Here is a 26,462-nt window from a genome sequence, read left to right on the forward strand (position 1 = left end):
TCCTTCGGACCTGACTAAAGTCAGACCAAAATTGCTAACCTGCAATTTTGTCGAACCCGCTCCGCGGGTTCTCAAGTCGCGCCGAATACAAACAAAAAGGGCCACTCCCTTCGGGGTGGCCCTTTTTAATTTTGTATGGTGGAGGTGGCGTCAATCGAATAGTCCTTACAAGAATTTGATAATCAATAACTTAGTGATTTTTCGTGTAAGAAAAAGGCCCCCAAAAGAGCCCCCGTTTTAGGCCGGCTATTGAATTTACTGGCTATTCGATTGAGGATTTTTTAGCTAAAAAACCGCTTTTGTGACTCAAAATGTACCAAATTTTGGAGGGTAAATTAAGCCTAAAATGCGCTGTAAATGACCTCACTTTTTATCCTTTGTTTTGATGTGTGTGTTAGCTAAAACTGCGATTGCACAGACCACGATAAAAGTAACAGCGTTAGCTGGGATTTGAAGGTTGAAGTCGGTGATCGAATGAATGCCGATGGCAATGATTGCCATAGAGGCACCAAAGCCAATCCCGCTTCGGTATGCAGACTCTAGATTAAAAAGCGCCCTTAAGCTGTTAAACAGTGCCAGCAAGACAAAAGCTAAAAGGGGCAAGAACCCTATAACGCCAAACTCAATGGCGAACTCCATGTAATCATTATGCGCATGGTCGAATTTACCGATCTCGGGCCCTGGGAACTTCTGGAAGCCCGCTTCAAAACTGCCTGCTCCCCAGCCTAGCCAAGGGCGTTCTTTAAACATGGGCCAAGAGTATTCGTTTAGATCATCACGAACTTCGTTGGCTTTGAGTACGCGCTGTTCAAGTTGTCCATCCGTGGTTGACTGTATTACAACCTGATCTTCAAAGCGGGTATTGATGAGCCGGTCTTTAAGCTTCTCTAACCCGAAGTATTGGCTAATCACGAGCACATCAATGACGATCAAGCTGGTTAGCAGCAGTACGTTGCGTAAACGGTTCTCTTTGTTTAAAGCGGTATAGAGTCCTCCAATCACCATGAGGCTCACGAAGAAGCCGGTATTACCCATGCGAGAACGTGTCATTACCAGCGCAATGACCATAATCACCAATGCAAGACGAATCCGGGCTTTAGGGCCCATGAGTAGCTCGAATAGGTTACGCAGGCTCATGCGACGGTTGTCTTTAAAAGCCAGCATTAAACCTAGGCCTAGGCCTAGCATCATCTCTAGATACCCGGCCAGATGGTTACGATTGTAGAAGGTGCCAGTCGCTACACCACGATATTGGGTCTTCTCTTCAACGAGTTGCCACTCAATCCCCGTTAACGTCATCAGCGTCCCGTAGAAAGCTTGCAGAGTGGCGCTAATCAGTAAAGCGCTAATCAGTAGGGTAAGGCGTTTGCGAGTCCTAAATAGGCCAATAGTGAGGATAAAAAAGCCAGTGTAGGCGATGCCTAGCAAAAACGACTGTGCTGTAGATCCGAAGTCAACAGTAGTGCCCATCACAATGGAAAGTCCCACCCAGGTCTGAACGGCAACGAGCAGTCCTATCATTGGTAGCGCGGGTGTCCAGGCTGGGTTTGATAGTTGTTTACCAACGGCAGCACGAAACGCCCAGCTGGCTAATAGAGCGCCTGTTAAGAGAATAAATAGCCCGTCACCCCAGTCTCGGTTTCGTGTGGTATCGAGATAAAGCGGGGTGGTCAGCAGTATGGCTAGGAACGCCGCCATGTGAATGTTGTCGGCGAGGGATCGAGATGCTCTGCTCAATTTAAGTCTCTTAAATATTAATTAAGTGTTTGATTACAGAGAGACATTAGTGTCTGTGTCGCATTATTGCAACCGTGCTTATTTAAGTCTTCTTTATTTTGATTAAAGCCAAGGAACGTTAGTTTTTGTATCAAATCGGGGGGGGAGGTGGAAAGAATTTATGCGATAAATACTTGGGTTTTTTGATTTATATGTATATTATTTAGGAATTGAAAATCTATATATGTACTCTAATGGAGACAAAATATGCGCAAGTCATTGCTGGCGGTAGCTTTATCGATGGCTTTAGGGTCATCAATGGTGGTGGCAGATCAAGCTGCTCTAGATGCAGTATTAGAGACTGGTGTTGAGCTGTCTGCTGAGCTTCAGCAAGAACTACTTAACGCAACACCAGATCAAATCGCAGCTGTAATGGGGAAAGCGGTGGAAAGTTTAAGTGCAAATCCTGATGCTGTTAGCGCAGTTGTGGCAGCAGCAGTTAAAGCAGCGCCTCAACTGGCTGCTGAAATCACTCAAGCAGCGGTAGCTTCTGCTCCAGCATCGGCTGTAGCGATTACTAAAGCGGCTGTATCTGCAGCGCCAGAAGCGGCAGCAGCAATTACTAAAGCAGCGGTAGCAGCGGCACCAGCGGCAGCAGCAGCGATTACTCAAGCAGCAATTGCAGCAGCACCTGCTGAAGTGACAGCGGCAATTACTCAGGCTGCGGTTGAAGCTGCACCAGAAGCTGCGGCAGAAGTAACTGCGGCTGCGGAAGCGACTGCTCCAGCACCTGCACCTGCTCCAGCAGCAGCGCCAGCGCCTGCACCAACTGTAGCGGCAGCTGCACCAGCGCCAACAGGTGGTGGCGGCGGCTCTTAAGTTTTCGATTGAGTTGTTGAATTGTTTTTAAAGCTTTAAACGAGAGCTAGTTGCATGTTTAAAAAATCTTTAATGGCTGTTGCTTTGGCAACAGTTTCATTTTCAGCCAGCGCGCTGGAAGTAAGCGGTATCAAAACCGCAAGTGGTTTGGTGATCAAGCCAACAGTATCTTTGACGCAAACGCACAACGATAACTGGATGGAAACTGCGACTAATACACGCAGTACTTGGGTAACTAACCTTGCTCCAGCAGTTGAAGTGCTTGCTGAGCGTGGCGTTAACTATTACTCGCTTAACTTGTCAGCTAGTCGTGAGAGCTACTCTGACAATAGCAATGCCAATAACACGGATTTCACAATTGGCGCAGTTGGCCATATGGAATTCAGTAAACGTAGCCGCCTAGACCTGAATCTTTCTAAAACGACTGATGAAGATAACAAAGCGACTTCACCTGAAGATTTTGATTCGACAACGTATGGCGTTAAGTATGGTTACGGTGCCGAAGCAGCAAAAATGCAGCTTGAGTTCGCCTACAATCGTACGGACAAACGTTACGATCTAGCAGCGCACGACGGTAAAGAGTCGGATGTCAGTGGTTTCACTACGACGGCCTACTACAAGGTAGGTGGTTTTACGAAAGCACTTGTTGAATACCGCTACAACAACTTTGATTATGTCAGTCTGAATTCCCTAGACAGTAAATCAAATGGTCTGCTTGCCGGTGTGACTTGGGATATGACGGGTAAAACGACGGGTTCATTGAAAGTAGGTTCTGCTAAGAAGGACTTCTCTAGCGCATCGATCGCTGATCGTACGACAACGATTTGGGAAACTGGTATCACTTGGAATCCTAAAGAGCACGCAACTTTTACATTTGATGCTTCTACATCCGTAGGTGAAGGTAGTTCGACAGAGAACTATAAAGACACTGATTCTTACAAGATTGGTTGGATGCACCAGTGGAACTCGTCACTTAAAAGTGATTTGAGCTTTGCTAAGCTTGAAGAGAAGTACAAAGGTGGTTCTAGTGCGGGTCAAAACGATAAGACGGATACTACCGCGCTTAATCTGACTTACGCTTTCCGTCCACAAATCGACTTCACCGCAGGTATTGGTCGTACAGACAAGAGCTCAACACTGGCGTCTGCTGCATACGATTCAAACACCTACCACATTGGTGTAGTTGCAGGGTTCTAATCCTCAGTTTTAAGCCTAGATACTTCGGGGGCAATTGCCCCCGTATTTTCTAAACAGGTGATAACGTGCAGTTAATTCGTTCCATCGCTTTTTTGGCTCTATCTTTAGTTTCCATCGTCTCTTTCGCTGCAGGTGATTCTGCCTACCGTCTAGGTTCGGGTGATGTCATCAGTATCAACGTATTCGGCGAAGAAGATCTTAGCTTTGACAAAATTCGTCTGACCGATGCGGGTACTTTGTCCTTCCCGTTCTTGGGTGAGGTGCGTGCAAACGGCAAAACTGCCATTGAACTAGAGAGCATCATCATCCAAGGGCTCAAAGGCGACTATCTGATCGACCCTAAAGTCTCTGTCAGTGTCTTGGAGTACCGCGAGTTCTTTATCAGCGGTGAAGTGAAGTCCCCTGGTGGTTACCCATTTAAGCCAGGTCTTAACCTTCAAAAAGCGATCACCTTAGCCGGTGGTTTAACGGATAGGGCGTCAGAGCGAAAGATGTTCATTGTGCGTGATGGCGAATCTGAAGCGAATGCTGAAAAAGCGGATATGAATACGCCGATCCTACCTGGCGATATGATTAAGATCGAAGAGAGTTTCTTCTAGTATGACAACCAATATCGCCCAAGAGCGACAAACCATCTCCAATCGTCTACTAGAAGCAGACACCATTGATCTTCTGGAGATCTGGAACGTCATTTGGCGCCGCAAGTGGAGCATCATCTCCCTTACCGTCATTCTAATGATGATCTCTGCATTAATCGTGTTGAGCATGACGCCTATCTACCGTGCAACGGCGACCCTCCTGATTGAGAAGAAATCAGCGCAAGTGGTATCGATTGAGCAGGTCTACGGCCTTGATGGCAGCGGTAGCGAATACCTGCTAACGCAGTTTGAGCTTCTTAAATCACGTGACCTAGCTGAGCGAGTGGTACGACAATTAAACCTAGTTGAGCACCCAGAGTTTGACCCGCGCCAAGCACCAGAACCACTACTGGATGTTAAGAAGTTGGTTAACGACTTCAATATTCAAAACTACCTACCAATGACACTGCCCGGTGATTTGGCAGCAGAAGATGCTGAGCTAACTGAGCAAGAGGTTTTTGAAGCGGTAGTTAAAAAGGTCATGTTGAATACAAGCGTAACGCCTGTTCGTAAAACGCAGTTGGTTGAAATTGCATATGAGGGCACAGATCGCCTAATCGCTACTGATATTGCGAATGCATTAGCTAATGGTTACATCGAAAGCCAGCTAGAAGCCAAGCTCAATATGACGCAAACCGCGACTAACTGGATGAATGAGCGTATCGGTTCGCTTAAAAGTAAGTTGCAAGATTCAGAGCGACGTCTGCAAGCCTTTCGTGATCGTGAAAACCTAGTTGACGTAGAAGGTGTTACCACCGTTGCGGCGGGTGAGCTTTCGCAAACCAACTCGCGTTTGATCGATGCGCGTCGTGCGCGCGCTGAAGCGGAGAGTCAGTACAAACAGATCGAATCACTAGGGTCTTCAAACTGGCGCCGCCTTGCGACCGTGCCTGCTATTTTGGGCGATCCGCTCGTACAGCAGTTTAAAGCCGATGAAGCGCGTGCACGTTCCAAAGTAGAAGAGCTGGCGCGTCGTTATGGCCCTAAACACCCTAAAATGCAGTCGGCACAAACGGAACTTGCAGCATCAGAAACCAACCTCAAAAGCCAGGTTGAGCAGGTCGCTGCAGCTATTCAGCGTGAGTATCAGCTAGCGTCAGCCAATGAGCGTTCACTTAAGAGCTCGTTCGAGGCTAACAAGCAAGAGATTCAAGACATTACCCGTAAAGAGTTTATGCTGCGTGAGCTACAGCGCGAGGTGGATACCAACCGTCAGCTATACGACACCTTCTTTACCCGTCTAAAAGAGACATCGGCAACCTCAGACCTAGAGTCAGCCAATGCGCGTGTAGTGGATAAAGCGGTTGTACCCAGTGACCCCGTTAAACCTAAGAAGAGTTTGATTGTGGCGCTAACGGGTGTGCTAGCGATGATGTTAGGGGTAGGTCTAACACTGCTGATTAACTCGCTGAACAACACCTTTAAAGGAACAGAAGAAGTAGAGAACAAGCTCAACCTGCCGGTGCTAGGTGTATTACCACTGTTAAAAGGGATGGAACGTAAAAATATGTTCCGCCTGTTTAACTCCAATAAGAACAAAGCCTTTTCGGAATCGATTCGTACCATTCGAACCGGAGTGGTGCTATCGGGATTAGATAACCCGCATAAAGTGTTGGTGGTGACATCTTCAGTACCAGGCGAAGGTAAATCCTCAGTATCAGTCAACCTTGCAACGGCACTCGGTCAGATGGAGAAAGTCCTACTGCTCGATGCGGATATGCGTCGTCCAACGATAGCTAAATCATTTGAGTACCCAGTGGGTACGCCAGGTCTTGCCAATATTGTTAGCGGTAATGCAACGATTGAGGATGCATTGCAATCAGAAGAGGGCATGGATGTCATCGGCGCAGGTACCGTTCCGCCAAATCCACTAGAGCTATTGTCATCTCATAAGTTTGCAGAACTGCTTAAAGAGTTGGAAACGCGTTACGACCGCATCGTAATCGATAGTGCCCCAACCCAAGCGGTAAGTGATGCGATGGTACTGGGACAACATGCCAATGCCGTGATCTATGTGATTAAGTCAGATTCAACGCAAACCGACCTGGCTAAGAAAGGTGTAGGTCAGTTGTTACAAAACCAAGTGCCGGTAACGGGTGTGGTACTGAATCAGGTAGACATCAAAAAAGCCCAGAAATACGGCTACAGCTACACCGGTTACTACGATTACTACGGCTACAGCAGCGGTAAGGCGAGTTAACCATGCGTACGCTTGTCGATCTTCATAACCACCTGCTACCAGGCATAGATGACGGAGCGCCAGACCTAGCGACCGCAATCTCACTTGCGCAGTTGGCAGTCGAAGACGGCATTACCCACATGGTGTGTACACCCCACATTCATCCCGGGCGTTACGACAATACCCAAGCAACCATTGCAACAGCGCTTAGTCAGTTCAAGCAGGGCCTAACTGAGCGTGGGATTAACCTTAAAGTCTCAGCGGCTGCAGAAGTACGATTTGGTATGGAGTTGATGGAGTGGGCAGTAACAGGTCAATTGCCATTTGTAGGCGAGTACCAGGGTAAAAACGTTTTGCTACTTGAGTTCCCACACGGTGAAATTCCATTTGGTGCAGAGAAGCTGATCAAGTGGCTAATCTCAAAAGAGATTACACCCATGATCGCCCACCCAGAGCGCAATAAAGGCATCATGGCGAAGCCATCTAAGCTAAAGCCATTCTTACAGCTAGGGTGCTTAACCCAGGTAACCGCCCAATCGATTACCGGTGGGTTTGGGTCTGCTTGCCAAGAGATAGCCCATAAATTCTTAGCGGAAGAAAAAATCACCATCATCGCCTCCGATGCACACAACATTCAGCACCGCCCACCCAAGATTGCGGATGCCTTTGGTGTTATTGAAACGTTAACCAACAAACAACAAGCCGATCAAATCGCTGCCAATGCAGCTGAGATCGCAAACATTCATTTTAGTCAGGCGGCCTAATATGAATCGTTCAGCACCTAACCCAGTGAAAACTATAGCCTTTGTCCTATTATTTGGAGTTGGGGGAGCCCTGATCTTTTTTGGTGGTTCGCTATTCAGTGCAGGCCTTGCAGATTACCAAGCCAGAACGTTTCAAGAAGATTGGCAACAAAAGCAAACGCCACCTTCCATTAAAGCCTGGCGCATAGCAAAAGAAGCATCAGAAACAGCGGTAGCAAGACACCCGTTCACCGCAAACGGCGAATACCTAGATCGCCTAGGCCGCATCAACGAATGGCTGCATTTCGATAAACCAGTAGGCGAGGCAGTAGCACAACTCACCCGCTCAAAAGCAGAAAATTATTACTCGCAAGCAATAGCGGCACGCCCAGTCTGGCCCAATACCTATTCGCAACTAGCCTACGTTAAAGCGATGCAAGGTGAGTTGGACGAATGGTTTTATGAGGTGGCAGAAGCAGCTTACATTTTAGGCCCTTGGCGTAAACCAACATTGGAGCAGTTGGCCCAGGTGTCGACGTTCATCCCTGAAAACCAGCAGGCAGATCTCGAATGGCTAGTTGCAGTGAGTGATAGAGCTAAAGCTGTTAAACGACAGCCGCAGTACTAGGAGGGAGTATGTATGAATACACTTAATCAAACCTCTCAACTCAGCCGCAGTAATAGCCGCAACTCAATCTTAGAGTCTTTTACTGACCCAGGAAGAGCATTTTGGATGCAGTGGCTTGCTGGCGCTTTAACCTCGGCAGCTTTTTTGTATGGATTAACCCATTACAAAATGGGTTCATTTAATGAGCTTTACAATCTAGTGCTTGGTCTGCATTTCATTATAACCCCGGTGACCTATCTGTTAGCCAATGCCTACGAGGTGAAAGGCGGTTACCTTAAATCCGCTATCAAGATAGGGTTAGGGTGGTCAGGTCTCTTTATCATATTTGCCTTTTTAGCGTTCATTAGCAAAAGCTCATCAACTTACTCACGTGAAGTGATGTTGACCTGGTTTGTGTTGGGTTACCTAGGCCAGTTAATCGTCTATTTCCCCCTTAAGCGACTCCAAACAAAAGCCTATGAGGCGATAAAGGCCCAGCGCCGTGTTCTGATAATTGGTGAGGGGGCTAACAACGAAGAGCTAATTGATTACTTCAAACAGAATGATTCAGAAACCCTGGTCGGCTGGGTCAGCCTTAGAGAGCCAGAACAAGCGACTGCTGCTCAGTTAAATAGGCTCGGCAATATCGATAAGCTAGAAGATATTCTCAGTACACAATCAATTGAGCGTGTTTATTTATTTCTGTCAGCTAAAGAACAGGCAGCTCTAAAACCACTTTATCTGTGGTTAATGTCTAAACAAATTGATTTGATCTGGATGCCTGATCTTTCCGGCCTAATACTAGTCAATCACCATTCAAAAATGTTGAATGGTAGCCCAGCGTTTTATCTAAACCAAAGCCCGTTAACAACAAGCCCAACAGCTGCGATGTTTAAATCACTATTCGATCGCACTGTTGCTCTACTGGGGCTAATCGCATTAGCACCGTTATTAATCTTGGTAAGCCTGATAATCAAACTAACCTCAAAAGGCCCTGTGTTCTTTAAACAGACAAGGCAGGGATGGAACGGTAAACCTTTTAGCATTTACAAGTTTCGATCCATGTACCTGCATGAAGATACAACCGTTAAGCAAGCCACAAAAGATGATGCCCGTATCACACCAATTGGTCGTCTATTAAGGCGGACATCAATTGATGAGCTGCCTCAGCTAATTAATGTAATTAAAGGCGAAATGGCTTTGGTTGGGCCGCGCCCACACGCTATTGCACACAATCAACAGTACTCGAACACAATATCAACCTACATGATGCGCCATAAAATAAAACCGGGCCTAACCGGATGGGCGCAGGTAAATGGATCTCGCGGTGAGACAGACACACTAGAAAAAATGGAAACCAGAATTAAATACGACCTGGAATACATCAATAACTGGTCGATTTGGTTTGATATAGAGATTTTATTGAAGACACCTTATGCCCTATTTAAAGGGGATGCCTACTGATGTACTTACGCACGTTCGAGAACACAACACTTCTGAAAGTTATCAGTGAAGCCAGCCTTGCGCTTCTTGCTTTGTCACCGCAATTGATCTGGGCGGCTTATAAAGTTAAGAGATCATCACCCGGCCCCATACTGTTTAAGCAGGATCGACACGGCTGGGATGGTAAGATTATTAAGGTCTGGAAGTTCCGCAGTATGAAGCTGCATACGGAAGAGAAGGGCACCATCACCCAGGCGAAAGCGAATGATGACCGAGTAACATCTTTCGGTAAGTTTATCCGCCGTACCTCTATCGACGAGCTACCGCAGCTATTCAATGTGATTCAGGGGACACTATCGCTAGTAGGCCCAAGACCTCACGCGGTAGAGCACAACGACTATTACGTTGAGAAGATCAAAGCCTACTTCGCGCGTCATAGAATCAAGCCGGGTATTACAGGGCTGGCTCAGATTAGTGGCAGCAGAGGTGAAACTGAGACGGTTGAGAAGATGCAGCAGCGGTTGGAATATGATCTTTCGTATATCAATAACTGGTCTTTGCTGACGGATATTAAGATCTTGATTAAGACGCCGTTGACGTTGTTTGGGAAGAATATCTACTAAGTGGGATACCCCCTTTTACTACATAAAGTGAATGATCGAGTTATAAATTGTACTATGAAATTCGATAATTATGGTTAACAAACAGTAAAATGTTTAAATCAATCTTAGCCAAAGGCTATATATTGTACGTTGAACAGGGGTTGTATTTCGGTATAAATTTTTTACTCATTACCTTTCTTTCGCTTTATTGGAGTCCGGAAGATTTTAAGGAGTGGGCTGTACTCAATATGCTTGTGTACATGGGGGGTGGTGCTGTTACGCTTTTTACAGGGCAGCCATACCTTACTAAAAATCATGAGTTTTCAAAACAATATTTTGCAGTTTGCGTGATGCTGTCCTTAGTCGTGGCTACGTTTATAGCAGCTTTTGTTGGTTTGGTGTATACAAGTTTAAGTTGTTGCGAGTCTGTATCTATTATCGGCCTGTTCTTTGTCGGAATATTGAGTATCGGGTTGTATGACTTGTTAAGAAAGAAGCTAATTACAATCGGTGCTCAGAAGGTTTTAATTTCCTTGGTATTGTCAAACATAGCATTAATCATGATAGGGATGTACGTTTTTGAAATAAGCCCGATTTCATTTCTTTACTACACTCATTCAATAATATTGGTGGCTACTATATTAGGGATTATTATTGTAGCAGGGTTAGATAGATTGTCTCACTCATTGCATTTCGATGCAGTCCGGCGTCAAGTAAATTACAATGTAAAATTTGGTTCCCCTCTCATTTTTGGTTTTTTTATTTACTGGATATACAGTAACGGGCTATTAATATTTTTGTCCGACGATATGGGGGATGACGATTTTGGAATGCTTCGCGTCATAAATAACCTACTTTTCTTTGGAAACCTGATTCTGGTGGTTTTTGAAAATAAAAAAACAAATGAAATTGCTAGAATTGTATCAGAGAGTAATAACAGAGAAATAATAATATCGATCACCAAATTTACAAAGTTTTTTACAATTGTTTATGCCTTTGGTTTGTTTTTAGTTGGTGGGCTGTTTTTCTTTTTATACGAAGATTCGTCAAGATACTCGCTACCATTTTTATTGATCTCTCTAGCAATTTATGCGCTATCTATAAGTAAACCTTTTACGATTCTGATAAAGGTTATGAATAAAAATATAAAAATTTTTCTATCGCACATCTTAACTCTAATTATGTTTCTGTGCTCATATTTTTTCGTCTATAAATTTCTTGATGTGAGTTCTGTGATCGCTTTTACATTATCAATGCTCATAGCGTATGCCTCATTTTTTCTTAGCCAATTAACTTTTTGTAGAAAAATTTTACGATGAAGAAAATTCTTTTTGTTAACGCTTATTCGGCGAGAAACCTTGGTGATTACGCTATTGTGTTGGGTATGAAGCACGTGATTGATGCAATAACTGATGACGCCGAAGTGACTGTATTGTCAAGTTATCATGAAGATAATCAAAATATATATTCAGATGAATTGAAGTCTGATAATTCATTGTGGAATATAAGCTCGGGAAGTTTAATTAAAAAATATGCCGAAGGAATAATTCTTTTTATACATGCTTGCTTGTTTCCGAAGTCTGAAAAATACAAGATCTACCATGATAGCGATTTGATTTGCTCTGTGGGAGGGGGGTATTTGTATTCTTCGGGAAGGGGGCCTATGGGCGCTGGGCTACTTAATATGCTATTTCATATATGGCTGGGTAAACGGCTTGGAAAAAAAGTTGTGTGTTTCCCTCAGAGTGTAGGGCCGATTAATTATAAGCTGGATAGGCTTGTTATTAGTTATGTCTTGAGTAAAGTGGACTTATTTGTTTCTAGAGAAAAATTTACCACTACTTATTTGAAAGAAACTATCCCTGGGGTTGCGATACTGGAAATTCCTGATGTTGCTTTTGCGTTAGAGCCGGGAGTGCCATATTTCAAGAGAGAAGATTTTAAAGAATATGACTTAGTCGTTGGAGTATCTGTTTTAGATTATCGTTTCGCGAGAAGAGGTAACGATTTAACTATAGATCGTTACTTGTCAAAAATAGCCGAATTCATATCATTATTGTCGAGTGAGTTGAAGGTATATACGATAATTTTTCCTCAGGTAAACGTGCAAGAGGGGGATAGTGATTTACAAGTGTCAAACCTGCTGAAAGGTAAGTTAGAAAGTGACTCAGAGGTTTTTTGCTTCCCTAGTCGATTAGATCCAGAAAAAACGATGGCTACCTATGGGGAAACAGACATATTTGTCGGATCCCGAATGCACTCTACGATTTTTGCGATGAGAGCTGGTTGTAATACTATAGGTTTGGCTTATCAGCCCAAAACGTTTGGAACATTCGCGCTATTAAATAACGAAGACAACGTTTTTGATATCGATCAGTTCACAGTTGATTCGTTAAAAAATAGAGTTATTCACAGCAAGGATGAAGCGGACGTCCGTGGGCGGATACATCGTAAAATGATGGATTTCAAGACTTCGCTAAGTCATATTATATGATTTTTTTTGAGTTTGTTTTTATCCTGACTATTTCACTATTCTTTTTGTTGGTAGTGAAAAAGTATTCAGCTATATCAATTTTCCATCCTGTTACAATGGTTGGATTGTGGATGATATTCTTTATTTGTGGAGATGCTTTTTATATTAGGTATTCAGGTTATTACGGTCCTAGCAATTTCGAACAGTATCCTATCCATTCTTTGCAGGTAAGCTATGCTTTATTGATTTGGTTTATAGCGTTCTTGTTATTTATCCTAGGTGTTGAATTATCTAGATTGCGAGGTAGTCGAAAAAACAGCGCGCTTGGCTTTAGTCGTAACACTGATCATGAATTGAATTTTATTGACGACACTCCTAGACGACGGGTTTTGGGTGTTGTGGCTGCCTTTTCGTTGCTGTTAGCTTTCTATTTGATTGTGATGAAGATAATTGCTGGAGGATTTACATTGGCGCAAGCGCCACATGTTAGGAATTTTATCTTTCGGGAAAGTGGTTTTTTTCTTGTATTGATTCAGTTGTTTTTAATATATCTTTTGGTAGAGGTTGGATCATCAGTATTAATGGGTGAGTTCTCAAGAAAATTAATTTTCTTTTCGACGGTCGCAGCGACAGCAATTACGTTATTTTTTGGAATGAGATCATTATTAATTTATTTGTATATTTTGCCGGTTTTGTTTTTTTTGGATTTAACTAAATATAAATTATCAATTGGTCGCTTGGTGCTATTTGCTATATTTGGTATCTTTTTTATAGCAATTCTCTATAGGTCGTTAGCAAGAGATATTTACTTTTCTGCAAACGAAGGTCTGTCAGCTTTTGAGGTTTTTTACCAAAATCTTATTAATTTTCCGCAATTTCTATGGGGTGGCTTTGAGATTAGCTCTTTGGACGGAACTATAGATATTATATCCTTGGAGCATGGGCTTCTGTTGGGTGAATCCCTTTTTAATGGTCTTGTTGCTTTTGTTCCTCGATTTTTTTGGGAAGGTAAGCCTTTAGGAGGGGGCAATACAATGTACACCGACGAATTCTATCCTGGATTCTATTCCACTATGAATGCAGAATACTCTCTGTCGGGTGTCGGTGATTTATATTGGAATTTTTCAGTATTCGGTGTTGTTGTTTTTTTAATTTTCGGGTTCGTATTGGGTTTGGTGTATTTTAGAACATTGCGTTATGTTTATAACACCAATAGACTAAGTCTTGCGGCACTTTCTATGTCGCTATATGCTATCATTTTATTTCGATTTTTTAGCTTTTTAAGAGGCGATTTGTTTAATTTTGTTTCGCAGTTATTTACTGCGCTCATCCCGGTCGTACTTGTATATATTATTCTGGTTGTTGGTTTTAGGAGGAATGTTTGAAGGGTGACGTTCTTTTAATCGGTCCCTTCCCTGAACCTGTGCATGGCTGTAGTCTTGCAAATATGGTTCTATATAAAGGGCTTGTAAGCAAACAGATTGCCGTTGACCGTATTAATATGGGTACTGTTCTATCTGAGGATATTGGGAGTTTCACTTGGAAGAAACTTTTTTTCGTTTTCGGAAGATATTTAAGTATTTATAAAATATTCTTTTTTAAGAATATCTATCTCACGCCGGGCCAGACATTTTTGGGGGTGCTGAAGTACGCGCCGTATATTTTGATTGGTAGGTTATTTCGAAAGAATGTAATTTTTCATGTTCACGGTAATTATCTTTGGCAAGAATACGAGAGGTCTGGTTTTGTAAAGCGGAAGATAGTTAGGTTTTTGATTTCACGATCTTCTAAAGGAATCGTATTGTCAGAATCGCTTAGAAAAAATTTGCTACCTTTTTTACCTTCGAAAGATATTCTTACGGTTCATAACTTTTTTGAAGATTTTCTAATTAGTCCAGAGTTAGTTAAAGAGTTCTCGTCGCTCAAAGTAGTTTTTCTCAGTAATCTGATGACAGAAAAAGGGATTTTCGACCTTTTGGATGCTCTAGAAATTTTGGTGGCTGAAGGTGTTTCTTTTGAAGCGAGGATCGCCGGAGGTATTGATACAGATGTGCAAAAAGCTGTCAGAGATAGGTTGCATGCTCTTGGGCCCAGCGTTAGCTATGTCGGAGTTGTTGCAGGGGCTGAAAAGAAAAGCTTACTGAGTTGGGCTAATACGTTTGTTTTGCCCACTTATTATCGTTCCGAGGGTCAACCTATTTCGTTAATCGAAGCTATGGCTACCGGAAACGCTATTGTGACGACACGTCATGCCGGGATACCGGATATCTTAACCGATTGCAACGCATTTTTTGTTGATGATAGATCCCCTTCGCAGATAGCAGCGGTTTTAAAGGATTTTTATTCAGACACTAGTGCTTTTGTAGCAAAGTCAGAATTTAATTTATTAGATAGCAAAAAGTTTAATGAAGTAGCTTATACAGAGAACATTTTAGAGGTGCTTCATGCGTGAGAAGCTTCAAGATCTATCTTTATTTCAGTTACCTCAAAATTTTCGCGGTGCTTCTCCAGTAAAAGTGCAGTCGTGGTGGGTAGTCCAAGCGCTACTGTTTTATATGTTCTCCTCAATTTATGTATGGCTGCCACATATTTTGATCAATTTTTTTCAAAAGAATAAAAAAAGCTGTCTATTGGAGGCTGGTTGAAAAATTTGTTGTACAAAAAGCATGTAAAGTAATCTTTCTAGGTAAAGGGGAGTTAAGTACAGTTTCAAACTATTTTGAGAGATTGTCTAAATATAAATCTATGATAGTGCCAGTGGAGTTTGAATCACTTAATTTTAACTACGTAAATGAAATGCAGCGAAGTAAGTTGATAATTACTTACATTGGTAGGGATGATGATATAAAAGGATTGGAAGGCTTTATTTCTGAATTGAACAGTATCTCAAGAAGTTTAAGTTTTTCTATAACGTTGAATCTTGTCGGTTCTTTTTTAGAGAGTAATGTTGAACGATATAAAAATTTGAGTAAATCATTTGATTTAAAGTATCTTGGGCCAATTTTTGGTTCTAAAAAATATGATTTATTATCCAGGTCTTCTTGTTTGGTTGTGCCAAGTAAGTATGAAAGCTTTTGCATTTCTGCGCTTGAGTCCCTTTCAGTTGGTCGGCCTGTTTTGATGTCTGATAAAGTCGGGATTTCGAGAGATCTAGATAAATCGGACTATTGTTTTGTATATGAATTAAATAGTTCTTCTTCGTTAAAGGAAAATATTATTATGCTGTTTGAGCGTCAATTTGACGAAACATCTTTCAAACAACTTGAAGACGATCTTGACCAATTTTCGTCAAGTTCAATCCAAATTAAATTGAATGAGTTGCTAAATGAGTTTTAGATACCAAGAGTTATCAACCTTTAAAATACCGGTAAACTTTCGCGGCAGAGGAGCTACTTATGTGCAGCTATGGTGGTTGATTCAATCTACTTTATTCGCAATGTCACCACAATTTGCCTACGGTTGGAGAAGGTTTTTGCTGCGTTGTTTTGGGGCAAAAATTGGAAAAGGCGTGATCATTAGGCCGTCGGTGCGAACTACCTACCCTTGGAAATTAAATATTGGTGACAATTCATGGGTAGGCGATCATGTTGAGCTATATACCTTAGGTGAGATTACAATAGGCAATAATGCCGTGGTTTCTCAGAAGTCATATTTATGTACTGGTTCACATGATTTTAAAAAGGATTCATTTGATATTTACGCCAAACCCATAGTGATTGAAGATGAAGCATGGGTTGCAACTGACGTGTTTATCTCCCCGGGAGTAACGGTTGGCAAAGGTGCTGTAATTGGTGCTCGTAGTTCTGTATTTAAAGATATGCCTCCAGGGATGATCTGTACCGGATACCCTGCTAAACCAGTCAAGCCTCGATAACTGTAAATGGATTTATATTATGAAATGAATAAAGTTCTTATTCTATCGCCTTTTTTCTACCCAGAGCCTATTTCAACTGGTAAATACAATTCGTTAGTGGCAAAAGAGCTTTCTTCCCAAGTGGACAGCATTGATGTGCTCTGTGCTCATCCTATCTACCCTAAGTGGAAGGTAGAGCCAACATCAAATCAACTCGAATGCGTAACCGCTATAAGAGGCGGGAGGTATTTAAAGTTCCCAAATAATGTTTTGATACGCCGTGCAGTCTTAGAGCTTTGGTTTTGTCTCTTTGTCCTTTTTAAACTCACTTTTTCTAAAAAGAAGTACACTCACATAGTGCCAGTGTTTCCCCCGAGCCTCTTCATGCTATTTGTGCCTTTACTTGCAAGGAAGGCAAATATTACGGGCATCGTTCATGACTTACAGGGTGTGTATGCCAATCGTAATTCTGGTTTTTTAAAAAAGCTCATTTTCGGTGCTATAAAAGCTGTAGAGAAAAGGGCCTTCAAAAGTTGTGATCAACTAATTTTCCTGTCAGAAGATATGATGCGTGTTGCATCCGAGCAGTACGATCTGGATGTGGGAAAGAATACTGTTAACTACCCGTTCGTCACTATAGATAAATTCACTAATAAAGGTAATTTGCGCCATATCATCCCTGATGATCAGATCGCACTTGTTTACTCTGGTGCCTTGGGTGAAAAGCAGGCGCCAAAACAATTGGCTTCTTTTATGGAGGCTGTAGTTCAGGCAAATGACAATGTGAAAGCTTATATCTTCTCTCAGGGGCCTGAATTTGAAACTCTAAAAAGTGAGTATCAGACTATTCAGTTTCACTCTCTAGTGGATGAAGACGACCTTCCTGAATTGCTCATGCGCTCCTCTGTTCAGATACTTCCACAGGCAGAAGGTACCTCGGATGGGTCTTTGCCATCAAAATTGCCCAATTTGTTGGCGAGTAGATGCAAGATTTTTTGTATTACTGACCCCGGCAGTGAATTAGTACGTATTCTTAACTCCTATTCCAACGCTACTGTGGAGCATAAGTGGGATATTGAACAGCTACGGGACAGCTGTCAGGAGCTTATAAATAGTGATGTAACAAGTGAAGCGGATAATGAATTGTTGGATAAGTTTCGTATTCAGACCCTTGTAGATAAAATCTTGATGAGATAATTATGGAAAACATTATTGTATTTGGTGGTTCGGGTTTTATTGGTACGCATTTATCTAAAGCTCTCCTTGATCAGGGCGAGCATGTCATTGTTGTAGATCTGAAACCTCCGAGATTTGGTCATGATCATCTTGAATATATTCAGGGTGATGTCAGGGATTTGAGTGGTCTCGCAATAAGTCAGCCGATTACCAGGATCTATAATTTTGCAGCAATTCATACGACACCGGGGCACCCTACCCATGAGTATTACGAAACTAATGTTGCTGGCGCGAATCAGGTCTGTAAGTTTGCTGAAGAAAACAATATCAATGAGATTGTTTTCACAAGTTCTATATCTGTCTATGGGCCTGATGAAGAACAGAAAGATGAGCATACTCAGTTAACACCCAATTCTTCTTACGGCTACTCTAAAATGCTTGCTGAGCAAATTCATAAGGCCTGGATGGAGCGTGGTTCAGTTAGAGTGCTGACAACAATAAGGCCTGCTGTAGTCTTTGGGCCAGGGGAAGGCGGTAATTTCACTCGTTTAGCGACGATGCTGCAGAAAGGATTCTTTGTATACCCGGGAAGGAAAGATACGATTAAGGCATGCATCTACGTTGAAGACCTTTTGTTTCTGATTGAAGAAGCTCGTAAATCTGACAATAACTTTGAACTTTTAAATGGGGCATATCCTGAAAGGTATACTCTCGAAGATATTATTCTTGCATTTAAAGAAGACCATTTTAGTGATGTGAAACTGTTCACTGTTCCCAAGTTTGTCATCCTAAGTGCGGCAAAGGTCTTTCAATTATTTAACGTGTTCAATGTTGGTATCCACCCAGATCGGGTGATGAAGCTTATACGCTCTACAAATATTTACCCTTCTTGGCTTGAAGAGAGGGGGATCAGCATACCAGGGAATATTAATTCCGCCTTGAAGCGCTGGTCAAAAGAAACAAACGGAAAGTTTAATTAATTTTTAGAAGACGCTTAGAAAGTTAAAGGAAAAACGATGACTAAAAAGGTTGCCCTTATCACCGGTGTTACCGGCCAGGATGGCTCATATCTAGCTGAATTTTTATTAGAAAAGGGTTATGAGGTTCATGGCCTTAAGCGCCGTGCATCATCGTTTAATACTGAGCGTGTTGATCATATCTATCGTGATCGCCATGAAGAGGATGTGTCGTTCTTCCTGCACTACGGTGACCTGACCGATAGCTCTAACCTGACGCGTCTCATCCAGCAGATTCAGCCGGATGAGGTGTATAACCTGGGTGCGCAGTCTCATGTGGCGGTCTCTTTTGAGTCACCTGAATACACAGCCGATGTTGATGGTATGGGTACACTGCGTCTGTTAGAGGCGATTCGCTTTTTGGGCTTAGAGAAGAAGACCCGCTTCTATCAGGCGTCTACCTCTGAGTTGTATGGTCTGGTGCAGGAGATTCCGCAGAAGGAAACCACGCCTTTCTACCCGCGCTCGCCCTATGCTTGTGCCAAGCTCTATGCCTACTGGATTACCGTGAACTACCGTGAGTCATATGGCATGTACGCGTGCAATGGTGTGCTGTTTAACCATGAATCTCCGCGCCGTGGTGAGACCTTTGTTACCCGCAAGATTACTCGGGCGCTGGCTAACATTGCCCAGGGTATAGAGAAGTGTCTGTACTTAGGGAATATGGATGCGCTGCGTGACTGGGGCCATGCGAAGGATTATGTCAGGATGCAGTGGATGATGCTGCAGCAGGAGCAGGCAGAAGACTTCGTTATTGCTACCGGTAAGCAGATCTCTGTTCGTGAGTTTGTGCGCATGTCGGCTGCAGAGTTGGGTATTACCCTCAGCTTTAAAGGCGAGGGCGTAGATGAGTATGCGGTGGTTGATGCGGTATCCGGTGATAATGCACCGGGCGTATCTGTGGGTGATGTGATTGTGCGCGTCGATCCTAAATACTTCCGCCCTGCTGAGGTTGAAACCCTGCTGGGAGACCCGGCTAAAGCGAAAGAGAAGCTGGGTTGGGTGCCAGAGATTACCGTGGAAGAGATGTGCAAGGAGATGGTTGCGCACGATCTGGATGCCGCTAAACGCTTCCGTCTGCTGCAGGACAGTGGATACGATGTCGCACTGCGTCGGGAGTAATTGATATGCGTATCTTTGTAGCAGGCCATCGCGGCATGGTCGGATCGGCTATTTGCCGTCAGTTATCGGCGCAGGATGGTGTTGAACTGGTTACGGCAACCCGTTCTGAACTGGACTTGCTGAACCAGAGCGCCGTCGAAGCGTTTTTGACTGAGCAAAAGGTTGATCAGGTTTATCTGGCTGCGGCCAAGGTGGGCGGTATTCATGCCAATAACACCTACCCGGCTGAGTTCATCTACGAGAACCTGATGATTGAAGCCAATATCATCCACGGTGCGTTTAAAGCGGGTGTTAAAAAGCTGCTGTTTTTGGGCTCATCCTGCATCTATCCAAAAATGGCTGAGCAACCAATGAAAGAGTCGGCGCTGCTGACTGGTGTGTTAGAAGCCACCAATGAGCCCTATGCCATCGCTAAGATTGCGGGCATTAAACTCTGTGAATCCTATAACCGTCAGTATGGCGTGGACTACCGTTCTGTAATGCCAACCAATCTCTATGGCGAGAACGATAACTTCCACCCAGAAAACTCCCACGTCATCCCCGCGCTGATGCGCCGCTTCCATGAAGCCAAACTCGCTAATGCACCGGAAGTGGTTGTCTGGGGTTCGGGTAAGCCGATGCGTGAGTTCCTGCATGTCGATGATATGAGTGCGGCCAGTGTGTTCGTGATGAACGTTGCGGAAGAGACCTATCAGCGTTGTACCCAGCCGATGCTTTCTCATATCAACGTCGGTACGGGTCTGGACTGCACGATTGCAGAGCTCGCCAACACCATGGCTGAGGTGGTTGGGTTTGAAGGCAAGGTGGTGTTTGATGCGACCAAGCCTGATGGAACGCCTCGGAAGCTGATGGATGTTTCGACCTTGAAGGCATTGGGGTGGGAGTATTCGATTAGTTTGCGGGATGGGTTGGCTTCAACCTACGAGTGGTTCCTAAAGAATCAAACTACTGTTAGGAATTAACCCAAAATATAAGTCCACATAATTTTAAATATTTTATAAATTACTCTTGAAGTTAGGAGTTTTTTCGAAATTAAATGCTAAAATATAGATCTAAATTTAGGATCTATATAGTTATGTCCATTCTTGTCACAGGCGGTGCCGGCTACATTGGCTCGCATACGCTGATCGCCTTGATTGACGCCGGTTATCGTTGTGTTGTTGTCGATGATCTCTCTAACGGCAGTGCCGAAGCGGTAAGACGGATTGAGATGCTAACGGGTGAGAGAATACCGTTTTATCAAATTGACGTGGCTGACCCTTTGTTACTCTCTAAGGTGTTCTATGATCATCTCATTACCGGCGTAATTCATTTCGCAGGGCTGAAGGCTGTTGGTGAGAGTGTCGAAAAGCCTATTGATTATTACCAGGTTAATCTTGGTACTACGCTAAACCTGGTTCGCTGTATGGCTGAAGCGGGTGTGTTTAAATTGGTGTTTAGTTCGTCGGCAACTGTATATGGTTCAGAAGCGCCTGTGCCCTATGTAGAGGGCTACGGTCGTGGAATTACCAGTAATCCCTATGGCACCTCTAAAGCGATGATCGAACAGGTGCTAGAGGATGTGGCTAAATCGGAGTCGCGTTGGCAAATCTCTTTGCTGCGTTACTTCAACCCCATTGGTGCACACTCGTCTGGTGTTATTGGAGAGGATCCACAGGGTGTTCCCAATAATCTTATGCCTTTTATGGCTCAAGTCGCTGTTGGAAGGCGGGCCGCTTTACAGGTGTTTGGTGGAGACTACCCCACCCCAGATGGCACCTGTCGACGTGATTATTTGCATGTAATGGATCTAGCGGAAGGGCATGTCGCTGCATTAGAGAACAATCACCATCTTGGCTGCGATGCAATTAATCTAGGTACGGGATCGCCAGTTTCCGTATTAGAAATGATTCATGCATTTGAATCCGTTACCAATGTACAGATTCCATTCACTATTGTGGATAAGCGTGCAGGTGATTTACCTGAGTTCTGGGCGGATGCCTCTAAAGCTAAACAACTTCTTGGTTGGCAGGCTAAGCGCTCGCTTGAAGAGATGATGATTGACACATGGAACTGGCAGTCTAAGAACCCTGATGGTTATCGCTAAGTGTTTTTATCGCAACGCAGCTCAGTAAGCCTGTGGATGTACCCCCTCTAAAGTGCGACGGGGTAGTAGCCCGGGCTGAAGCCCTATTGGTTTGAACAGTGCTATGTAGGCTTTCAGTGAAGGCGTTACTTGGTTCTGTTCGAAGGCTGAAATGGTTCTCCGGCTTACGCCAGTAAGCTTGGCATATTCTGATTGTGATAATCTAAGCACCTTTTTTCGAACATTTTGTAGTAGTTCGCCCTCGGTTATTGCTCCGGTGTAGAGCTGAGTGAGTAGCTCTGCAAGGATATCTTCTGATGAGCGGTTATTATTTTGATGTATCACAGCAGCCCCCATCTCGTTAGCCTCTCTTCAATCGTGTTCATGCCAAGTGCTGGAATTGATAGCAGATCCTCACTGACTACGCGCTGTAGTAAACGTTCTTTCAACCCAAGTAGCTTATCTGCGGTATGCCTTAGTGAAGTTAAACATCTGTCTTTATCAATGTCAGTGGGTAAATTTTGAATGATAGCCTGCCAGTCAACTTCGCCGCCTCGTTCGTAATTATTACCCCATCGGGTTGTACGAACGATTCCTTCTGGGTCTGCTTTCATAGGGGCGAAGTCATAGATAGGAGCTAGCGTGATTTTGCCAGCTTGTTTTAGCAGTGAAGTATTCCTGCCGTGGTTATCGCTGTTGGCAAAGATGATGTTTAACAGATCACGCTGTAGCCACTCTTCAACCAGTGCCTGTTTAGAGAATGTGGGATCGTCTTGTGCCAAAGCTTTACTTAGTTTTTGGATGACGTCAAAGTGGTTTAAGTGACTTCCAGGTGCGGCTGACAAAACTGAGTAGATAGATTCTAGACCTAAGTGATGAATCGTATCCTGCGAATAGCTGACATCAAACCTAGGTAGCCAAAGTGATGGGTAACGCTCACCTTCGATCAACTTGAGTTGGCTTATTTGCACCGTGCTGAAGCCAAGGGCAGCTAGTTCGCAGTAGTAATGATACTCGGCTCGAAGTAGCTCACAATCTATGTGGGTCTTTTTGCCTCGCGGGAATTTGACAAGATAGTGCTGGTCGGTGTTCGAACTATCGTCCTGCCAAGTATCAATCCAAACCTGGTTATCCTCAGTCAGTCGTACTAATACTTTTGGCGCCTCTCCCGCTGCGCCGGTAGCGCCGCCACTTACGGCTCCCATTTCTAAAGCATAGTCTAGGAAGTCGTTTTGGCGATCAGCGATATCTTCAATGCTGAATCGTCGGAGTGTTGACGCATTGCGCTTTTTCGGGACGGATTCGCGAATCCGAAGGTTGCCAACCGGCGCAATGCAGCCATTTGCTAAGAGAGCTGTATCTTGCTCGCCTTGTGGGAGGTTTCCAAGCGATAAAAAATCCACCCAGTAGCGTCTGCTTGAGCCTGATGGCACGATGTCATCCATAAAACCAAACCATTGATTTGACCGATAGGGGAGCATTAACTCAACGGGTAAGTTCAGGCTGCATGCGTGCTCTGCTCGTGAAAACAGGTGTGCCATCGCGTAATCTTGGTTGTACTCCAATTTACACGGGCTTAACCGCCCCTTTTGAGGTTCAAGAATTTCGAGAGTTGCGGCATTCTGCCACGTAGAGTTGGTAAATATTTCGATGTTCAGCTTCATATGTGCATAAATCTGCTCAATTAATTGCATTTAGATTAACATATGAGCAGTAATTTGCACATTATGTGTTTACTGTTACTATACCGCTACCTGTTTATTGGACTTTAGCTGCTCATGTCACGATTAATTGCCTTGGTCGCTTTTGCATTATGCGCAATGTTGGTTGGATACGGGCTGTTTCGCCCCGAGCCAGCCCCAAACCTATTCTCGCATTCAGACAAGTTCTTCCATGTTGGCGCGTTCGCTACGCTCTATTTAACCGGTGTCTTTGCTTTGGCGGCAAAACGCGTGCGTTTATGGGTGGTTGTTGGCTTCTTAATGATGGCCCCGCTGAGCGAAGTGGTGCAGAGTCTCCTGCAAGCGTCTCGACTGTTCAGCATTGAGGATATTGTTGCTAATGCTTTGGGTGTAGGCGTTGGAGTGGTTCTGCACTTTGTTTGGCAAATTCTTGGATCCAATAAGTCTCTAAAAAATTAATTAAATCCGTGCACTAGAGATGGTGATCAAGTGGCCCAAAAAGCCTTTTACTCTGCACTCTTTTGGTCTTTTGATTCCTGAAGTGATTCATTGCCACAGCCAAGGCACCTGTACTTCTTTTTATTTCTGTATTTGATTCGTTCTATCCAGGTTCGTTTAACTCGTACCAAAACCGAACGGCACTGCTTACAGGTCAAAGACATTCCAACCCCAATTAAAAGTAATTACGTAGACTTATATTCTAAGTATTTTTATGTCTCGGAAATAGAGCTTATTGATTCTCTTTTTATAAAGATTAGTAATAACCGTTAGCAGTGGTTGTTTTTATTGAATTTCGAGCTACATTAGCTAACCAATTGGTTAATATTTTGGACACACGAAATGGCTGGGATTAAGTTTTTTATTGAGTTGCTTAGGCTGCTAGAGCTCAATGAAAAATCATTGGATCTCACTGGAATGACAACGGTTGATCATTCCGTCATTAGCTATTTGATCGATGTATCCGAAGTTAAAACCGATCCCTTCTCTGCAAACTATGATGACTTCACCAATGCCTATGGTGAAGTTTGTTCCCACACGCAATTCTATAAATCGCTCAACAAACTTATCCATGCGGGTTATCTAAAACGAGCCGGTGGAGTTCGTAGCCGAACCTATCAGTGGGTGTTTTAGATTTACAATTATTGATTTACCTACACGACCATACACCTAGTCCCGTAGTATTCACTAATGCCCTTTACTGCTCTGGAAAGAGCGAGGGCATCCAACGAGACGCTAGGTTTGCAGGAAATGCAATTTGTAATGGGGCGCGAGTAGAAGTGGATTGAATGACTCCAAATTTGCGAAGTTCGGTAACGTATCGTCGAGCTTGTCTATCAGTTGTGCCAACAATTTCTGGTATTTCTGATCGTGAAATTTCTCCTCGATAAAGGAGTGCTTGTAGTATTTTGGGGGCTGGTACTGAAAGGTTTCCTAGGCAGACCTCATCCTGTGCCCACGCCATGATTCGTTTGTTTAATTTGTTAGGCTGTATCAAGTCTGCCATGAATTTTACTTGGTCTATACAGGTCAACAAGAAAAACTCAGTGAACCGTGCTAATGCCTTCTGGCTTCTTGCCCCACGTCCATCGGTGTCACCTTGCCGAACTAAATCGCACTCCATTAGGTGAGCTTTGTATTGGGAATGCTGACGTGCAAGGCCGCGTGAAATTGACCAAATACCACCGGTGTTAAGACCGTCCAACATTGTGGCATAAGACATTAGCCGGGCTACGCGTCCATTACCATCTAAAAAAGGGTGTATCCATAGTAGTCGATGGTGAGCGGCAGCGGCTGTTAATACTCTTTCAACGTTGCTGTTAGAAGTGTAGACAGATTCAAATCGTTCCATGAAGCGTGTGAGTGCTTCAGGGCTTACAGGCATATGATTGCCAACCTTTACGTATTGTTTTCTTAGCTCACCTGGCACTATTTGAACCCTTTCACGGGTTTCAGGATTCTCAATCCATAAAAGTTCATCAGGCAGGTGTTCGTAAAAGCGTCTATGGACCTCGCAGATGCCTTCTATTGTCGTTGAGCGACCGCTCAAGTTACCCTTATCAATCCATTGTTGAACAAGCACATGGGCTCTTGCTTCAAGTTGCAGATCGCGTTGCTCTCGATCCTCGCTGTAGTCATTTGCTAGGGCTCTCTCTATATCGACTGGATGAGTGTTGTGACCTTCAATTAAGTTTGAATAGTAACAATTCATTGCTCTTACTAGTTCTGATAAAGCCTCTAATAGCGGTGTTGGTAGGCTGCTGCGAAGTTCAGCCGAACATCGTGCTAACTCGAATGCAAGATCGGTAAGCTCAGGATATTTACCGTCTGGAAGTTTCATTGGTTCTGACCTTTCCCCTTAGTTAGTACCACTTCTTCGATGAGATTTTGCTAAGCAGCACGCTTAGCGAATTCCTCTGGTGGCACATAGCCAAGTGCACTATGTGGTCTTACTTTATTGTAATGATCTCGCCATAAATCGATCTCATATCTTGCTTCATCCAGCGTTCTAAACCAATGCTGATTTAGGCATTCGTTTCTAAATTTGCCATTCAAGCTCTCAACAAAAGCGTTTTGAGTGGGTTTGCCTGGCTGAATAAATCCTAGCTGCACAGCTGTCTCTTTGCTCCAAAAGAACATCGCCTTGCTAGTAAACTCTGTTCCGTTGTCACAAATAATCTTTTGGGGCTTGCTGCGTGATTCAATCAGCTCTGATAAGAACCTAGCGACTTGTCGTCCACTGATTGATATCGAGACCAACTGCCCAACCATTTCTCTTGAGTAGTCATCCACAACATTCAAAACCCTAAATCTGCGACCTCCAGCCAGTTGATCTGCAACAAAATCCATAGACCAGCGTTGATTGACTTCAGTAGGTAGTTCAAGAGGTATCCTAGGACGAGCTAGTTTTTTGCGCTTCTTAGTCCTGACCTGTAGCCCTTCTTCGGTATAGAGGCGATATGTACGCTTCTTGTTAATGACTAGCCCCTCAGTCTTAAGAAGACTGTGCAGCATCAAATAACCGTAAGCTGACTGCTTTGCAGCCAGTTCTTTCAATCGATACCGAAGTGCTG

Annotated in this window: 26 protein-coding genes; 21 read left to right on the forward strand and 5 right to left on the reverse strand. The window is 43.7% G+C overall.

The window, feature by feature from the left end; translation table 11 throughout:
• Positions 1–363 precede the first annotated feature (363 nt).
• Positions 364–1,737 carry an O-antigen ligase gene (locus XMD564_RS07415; protein ID WP_254445600.1) on the reverse strand — a complete coding sequence of 458 codons (1,374 nt, stop codon included), beginning with the start codon at positions 1,735–1,737 and terminating at the stop codon, positions 364–366.
• 246 nt (positions 1,738–1,983) lie between these two features.
• Between XMD564_RS07415 and XMD564_RS07420 the strand changes: the two genes are divergently transcribed.
• The 19 genes from XMD564_RS07420 to galE all read left to right on the forward strand — a co-directional run bounded on the left by XMD564_RS07420 (position 1,984) and on the right by galE (position 21,730).
• Positions 1,984–2,595 carry a hypothetical protein gene (locus tag XMD564_RS07420; RefSeq protein ID WP_173508057.1) on the forward strand — a complete coding sequence of 204 codons (612 nt, stop codon included), beginning with the start codon at positions 1,984–1,986 and terminating at the stop codon, positions 2,593–2,595.
• 54 nt (positions 2,596–2,649) lie between these two features.
• Complete coding sequence (locus XMD564_RS07425) at positions 2,650–3,792, forward strand: outer membrane beta-barrel protein (protein WP_173508058.1); 1,143 nt, start codon at positions 2,650–2,652, stop codon at positions 3,790–3,792.
• A gap of 65 nt (positions 3,793–3,857) precedes the next feature.
• Positions 3,858–4,391 (forward strand): polysaccharide biosynthesis/export family protein, encoded by a 534-nt coding sequence (locus tag XMD564_RS07430; RefSeq protein WP_371740259.1) that lies wholly within the window; start codon positions 3,858–3,860, stop codon positions 4,389–4,391.
• A 1-nt stretch (position 4,392) separates the two neighbouring features.
• Complete coding sequence (locus XMD564_RS07435; RefSeq protein ID WP_173508059.1) at positions 4,393–6,630, forward strand: polysaccharide biosynthesis tyrosine autokinase; 2,238 nt, start codon at positions 4,393–4,395, stop codon at positions 6,628–6,630.
• A gap of 2 nt (positions 6,631–6,632) precedes the next feature.
• Entirely contained in the window at positions 6,633–7,373 is a 741-nt protein-coding gene (locus XMD564_RS07440) for a tyrosine-protein phosphatase (RefSeq protein WP_173508060.1), read from the forward strand.
• Between the two features lies 1 nt (position 7,374).
• A complete protein-coding gene (locus XMD564_RS07445; RefSeq protein ID WP_173508061.1) occupies positions 7,375–7,980 on the forward strand; it encodes a type IV pilus biogenesis/stability protein PilW in 606 nt (201 codons plus the stop codon).
• A gap of 12 nt (positions 7,981–7,992) precedes the next feature.
• The gene (locus tag XMD564_RS07450) at positions 7,993–9,423 is read left to right on the forward strand and encodes an undecaprenyl-phosphate glucose phosphotransferase (RefSeq protein ID WP_173508062.1); all 1,431 of its coding nucleotides are present in this window, start codon (positions 7,993–7,995) and stop codon (positions 9,421–9,423) included.
• Positions 9,423–10,025 (forward strand): sugar transferase, encoded by a 603-nt coding sequence (locus XMD564_RS07455; RefSeq protein WP_173508063.1) that lies wholly within the window; start codon positions 9,423–9,425, stop codon positions 10,023–10,025. Before XMD564_RS07450 ends, XMD564_RS07455 begins: the two co-directional genes overlap by 1 nt.
• A gap of 89 nt (positions 10,026–10,114) precedes the next feature.
• Entirely contained in the window at positions 10,115–11,323 is a 1,209-nt protein-coding gene (locus tag XMD564_RS07460; protein ID WP_173508064.1) for a hypothetical protein, read from the forward strand.
• Positions 11,320–12,498, forward strand: coding sequence for a polysaccharide pyruvyl transferase family protein (locus tag XMD564_RS07465; protein WP_173508065.1), 1,179 nt, complete (start codon positions 11,320–11,322; stop codon positions 12,496–12,498). Before XMD564_RS07460 ends, XMD564_RS07465 begins: the two co-directional genes overlap by 4 nt.
• Positions 12,495–13,862, forward strand: a complete 1,368-nt coding sequence (locus tag XMD564_RS07470) for an O-antigen polymerase (RefSeq protein ID WP_173508066.1) — start codon at positions 12,495–12,497, stop codon at positions 13,860–13,862. Before XMD564_RS07465 ends, XMD564_RS07470 begins: the two co-directional genes overlap by 4 nt.
• Complete coding sequence (locus XMD564_RS07475; protein WP_173508067.1) at positions 13,859–14,929, forward strand: glycosyltransferase family 4 protein; 1,071 nt, start codon at positions 13,859–13,861, stop codon at positions 14,927–14,929. The genes XMD564_RS07470 and XMD564_RS07475 overlap by 4 nt, the downstream gene beginning before the upstream one ends.
• A 305-nt stretch (positions 14,930–15,234) precedes the next feature.
• Positions 15,235–15,813, forward strand: a complete 579-nt coding sequence (locus tag XMD564_RS07480; protein ID WP_173508068.1) for a glycosyltransferase — start codon at positions 15,235–15,237, stop codon at positions 15,811–15,813.
• Entirely contained in the window at positions 15,803–16,351 is a 549-nt protein-coding gene (locus XMD564_RS07485; protein WP_173508069.1) for a putative colanic acid biosynthesis acetyltransferase, read from the forward strand. The genes XMD564_RS07480 and XMD564_RS07485 overlap by 11 nt, the downstream gene beginning before the upstream one ends.
• 24 nt (positions 16,352–16,375) lie before the next feature.
• A complete protein-coding gene (locus XMD564_RS07490) occupies positions 16,376–17,527 on the forward strand; it encodes a hypothetical protein (RefSeq protein WP_173508070.1) in 1,152 nt (383 codons plus the stop codon).
• Positions 17,528–17,529: 2 nt separating this feature from the next.
• On the forward strand, positions 17,530–18,486 hold the full coding sequence (locus XMD564_RS07495) for an NAD(P)-dependent oxidoreductase (RefSeq protein ID WP_173508071.1): 957 nt from the start codon (positions 17,530–17,532) through the stop codon (positions 18,484–18,486).
• A 36-nt stretch (positions 18,487–18,522) separates the two neighbouring features.
• Positions 18,523–19,644: a GDP-mannose 4,6-dehydratase gene (gene gmd, locus XMD564_RS07500; protein WP_173508072.1), complete on the forward strand. Its 1,122-nt coding sequence runs from the start codon at positions 18,523–18,525 to the stop codon at positions 19,642–19,644.
• A gap of 5 nt (positions 19,645–19,649) precedes the next feature.
• On the forward strand, positions 19,650–20,606 hold the full coding sequence (locus tag XMD564_RS07505) for a GDP-L-fucose synthase (RefSeq protein WP_173508073.1): 957 nt from the start codon (positions 19,650–19,652) through the stop codon (positions 20,604–20,606).
• 113 nt (positions 20,607–20,719) lie between these two features.
• A complete protein-coding gene (gene galE, locus XMD564_RS07510; protein WP_173508074.1) occupies positions 20,720–21,730 on the forward strand; it encodes a UDP-glucose 4-epimerase GalE in 1,011 nt (336 codons plus the stop codon).
• A gap of 21 nt (positions 21,731–21,751) precedes the next feature.
• Here galE and XMD564_RS07515 read toward each other — a convergent pair whose 3' ends face one another.
• Together XMD564_RS07515 and XMD564_RS07520 are read right to left on the reverse strand one after the other, a co-directional pair.
• On the reverse strand, positions 21,752–22,054 hold the full coding sequence (locus tag XMD564_RS07515) for a helix-turn-helix transcriptional regulator (protein WP_217364284.1): 303 nt from the start codon (positions 22,052–22,054) through the stop codon (positions 21,752–21,754).
• Positions 22,051–23,403, reverse strand: coding sequence for a type II toxin-antitoxin system HipA family toxin (locus XMD564_RS07520; RefSeq protein ID WP_254445601.1), 1,353 nt, complete (start codon positions 23,401–23,403; stop codon positions 22,051–22,053). Before XMD564_RS07520 ends, XMD564_RS07515 begins: the two co-directional genes overlap by 4 nt.
• Positions 23,404–23,487: 84 nt before the next feature.
• Between XMD564_RS07520 and XMD564_RS07525 the strand changes: the two genes are divergently transcribed.
• Together XMD564_RS07525 and XMD564_RS07530 are read left to right on the forward strand one after the other, a co-directional pair.
• Positions 23,488–23,850, forward strand: a complete 363-nt coding sequence (locus tag XMD564_RS07525; RefSeq protein WP_173508076.1) for a hypothetical protein — start codon at positions 23,488–23,490, stop codon at positions 23,848–23,850.
• 381 nt (positions 23,851–24,231) lie between these two features.
• On the forward strand, positions 24,232–24,522 hold the full coding sequence (locus XMD564_RS07530; protein WP_173508077.1) for a hypothetical protein: 291 nt from the start codon (positions 24,232–24,234) through the stop codon (positions 24,520–24,522).
• Positions 24,523–24,586: 64 nt separating this feature from the next.
• Here the strand turns inward: XMD564_RS07530 and XMD564_RS07535 are convergent, their stop codons facing one another.
• Both XMD564_RS07535 and XMD564_RS07540 read right to left on the reverse strand, forming a co-directional pair.
• Entirely contained in the window at positions 24,587–25,729 is a 1,143-nt protein-coding gene (locus XMD564_RS07535; RefSeq protein WP_173508078.1) for a Fic family protein, read from the reverse strand.
• Between the two features lie 50 nt (positions 25,730–25,779).
• A partial coding sequence (locus tag XMD564_RS07540; protein ID WP_173508079.1) for an IS3 family transposase occupies positions 25,780–26,462 on the reverse strand: 683 nt, incomplete at its 5' end.

The sequence above is a fragment of the Marinobacterium sp. xm-d-564 genome (assembly GCF_013283345.1).
Lineage (GTDB): Bacteria > Pseudomonadota > Gammaproteobacteria > Pseudomonadales > Balneatricaceae > Marinobacterium_E.